The 2,276-nt window shown below is 65.2% G+C and carries 4 protein-coding genes and 1 pseudogene; 1 reads left to right on the top strand and 4 read right to left on the bottom strand.

Annotation, left to right across the window (positions count from 1 at the left end; genetic code table 11):
- The 4 genes from EN932_RS34360 to EN932_RS34345 all read right to left on the bottom strand — a co-directional run.
- The coding region (locus EN932_RS34360; RefSeq protein ID WP_128369447.1) for a DUF1178 family protein at positions 1 to 135 on the bottom strand (135 nt) is incomplete at its 3' end.
- On the bottom strand, positions 132 to 998 hold the full coding sequence (locus EN932_RS34355) for a carbon-nitrogen hydrolase family protein (protein WP_127384730.1): 867 nt from the start codon (positions 996 to 998) through the stop codon (positions 132 to 134). The genes EN932_RS34360 and EN932_RS34355, both read right to left, overlap by 4 nt.
- A 10-nt stretch (positions 999 to 1,008) precedes the next feature.
- Positions 1,009 to 1,278 (bottom strand): glutaredoxin 3, encoded by a 270-nt coding sequence (gene grxC / locus EN932_RS34350; RefSeq protein WP_013529449.1) that lies wholly within the window; start codon positions 1,276 to 1,278, stop codon positions 1,009 to 1,011.
- Positions 1,279 to 1,305: 27 nt separating this feature from the next.
- On the bottom strand, positions 1,306 to 2,106 hold the full coding sequence (locus EN932_RS34345) for a ComF family protein (protein WP_128369446.1): 801 nt from the start codon (positions 2,104 to 2,106) through the stop codon (positions 1,306 to 1,308).
- A gap of 65 nt (positions 2,107 to 2,171) precedes the next feature.
- Between EN932_RS34345 and EN932_RS39305 the strand changes: the two are divergent.
- Positions 2,172 to 2,276 (top strand): annotated as a pseudogene (locus EN932_RS39305) (SAM-dependent methyltransferase); the annotation flags it as partial.

Below are 2,276 nucleotides of genomic sequence, written 5' to 3'. Positions count from 1 at the left end.
TTTCTGCACCTTGTGCGAACCGCAGCTCGGGCAATCGACGAAGCCGCGCTTCTTCTGGGTGTCGAAATCGTCGTTGCTGCGGAACCAGCCTTCGAATTCGTGCTCGTGCTCGCAGATCAGGGCAAAACGGATCAAGAGGCTGCACCCCTGAGCCGTGGCGCCTCGCCCGAGCCGGCATTGACGGCGAAATCCCGCGCATTCCTGAGATTGGGGATCTTCTTGCGCGCGGCAAGCGACTGCGCCGGGTCGATCTCGGCGACGATCACCGCCGGTTCGTCATGCGCGGCTTCCGCAATGATCCGGCCCCACGGATCGACGATCAGCGAATGGCCGTAAGTCTCGCGGCCATCTTCATGCAAGCCACCCTGCGCGGCGGCGACGACATAGGCGCCGTTCTCGATGGCGCGGGCCCTGAGCAGCACGTGCCAGTGCGCCTCGCCGGTCTGGCGGGTGAAGGCAGCCGGTACGGAAAACAGGTCTGCGCCGGCCAACGCCTCGGCGCGGAAGAGTTGCGGAAAGCGCAGATCGTAGCAAACGGCGAAGCCGAGCTTTGCACCCTCGATGTCGGTGACGACGGCCTCGGTTCCCGGTTCATAGGCGGCGGACTCACGCCAGCTCTCGCCATTGTCGAGATCGACGTCGAACATGTGGATCTTGTCGTAGGCGGCGAGCGCAGCACCATCCGGCCCGAACAGCAGCGCCCGGTTGGCGAGCTTGCCGTCGGCGCGCAGAATGGCGGTCGAGCCGATATGCAGGAAGATGCCGAGCTCCTTGGCCAGCCTGCGCGCGGTCGCAACGACGATGTCCTTGTCCTCCGACGTGAACGATGCGGCGCGAGCTTCCTTGTCGCGGATCAGCGCCCCGGTCATTTCCGGCGTCTGGATGTAGGTGGCACCCAGGCTGGCTGCTTCACGCACCAGCCGTTCGAGATCGGCGGCGTTGCGCTCGGGGCTCTCGCCCGAACGCATCTGGATCGCAGCGGCCTTGAAAACACCCATCGTCATTCCCTCAATTCGTCGCGCCGTTGGCGAGCAATTTGTCCAGCCGGCCTTCGGCCTCCAGCTCGTGGAGGTCGTCACAGCCGCCGACATGCGTATCGCCGATGAAAATCTGCGGAAAGGTCGTGCGGCCATGCGCCCGGGAGATCATCTCCTGGCGCAATTCCGGCGAGAAGGAGGCATCGTGCTCGGTAAAGGCTATGCCCTTGCGCTCGAGCAGCCGCTTGGCTGCCGTGCAATAGCCGCACATCATGCGGGTGTAGATCGTGACATCGGTCATGACGAATTTCCGCTGTTCGTTGCCGACTTATATAGTCGCGGACTCGTCCGCCCGAAAGTCCCCCGGCAACACACGCGCAAAGGTCAGCACGTCGACGGCGGCCGCACCTCCCCTTTTCAGCGCCTTGGTGGCGGAACGCACCGTGGCGCCGGTGGTGTAGACATCGTCGATCAAAAGCACCCTGCGGCCGGCGATCTCGATTTCCGCCTCGGCGGGCACCCGGAACGCGGCCCGCACATTCTCCTCGCGTTCGCCGCGCTCCAGCCCAACCTGCTGGCGGGTGAGTTTCACGCGCCGCACCGCCGACGGGGCGAAGGGCAATCCGCTAAGTGCCGAGACCGCCCTTGCCAGTTCCGCCGACTGGTTGAAGCGCCGCCTGAAAAACCGTCGCCAGTGCAGCGGCACCGGCACCACCACATCCGCCTCGGCGATGAGATCGGCACCCGCACGCATCATCCAGCGCGCCATCCAAGGTGCCAGATCCGTGCGATCCTGGTATTTCAACCCTTGCACCATCTGGCGCGCAACGCCGGAATAGGCGACCGCCGCCCGCGCCCGCTCGAAAGGCGGCGGATCGGCAATCGCCTCGGCCGACAGAAAGCCTTCGCCCATATGGTGGGTGAACAGCGTACCCATGACAGGGCACCATGGCCGCTCCAGCAGCCTGAGCTTCGGCCAGCAGGCGCCGCACAGCACGCCCGGCTGCGAGACATGCCGGCGGCAACCGGCGCAGACCGGCGGAAACAGCATCCGCGCCGGCCAGCCGACAACCGACCGGGCCAGGTTCGTGATCCCGATGGACTTGATCTTGGGCATCGGATCGGCCACGTGGTTGCTCCTGCGCGCCACTATATCAACGATCTCGGAGCGTGGACAAACAAAGGATCTGCCCGTTGCAGCCAATAATGGATACCTCTCTGTGGCTGACGCACAAGCGGCGCGCGCTTGCCCGTCCGGTCGACGGCGCGGACTTCCTCATGCGCCGCACGGCCGAGGAC

Source organism: Mesorhizobium sp. M7A.F.Ca.US.002.01.1.1, from assembly GCF_004022955.1.
In the GTDB taxonomy this organism is placed as follows: Bacteria; Pseudomonadota; Alphaproteobacteria; order Rhizobiales; family Rhizobiaceae; genus Mesorhizobium; species Mesorhizobium ciceri.
Note: the sequence above shows the minus strand (reverse complement) of the source record. Positions and strands in the feature narration are given on the sequence as shown.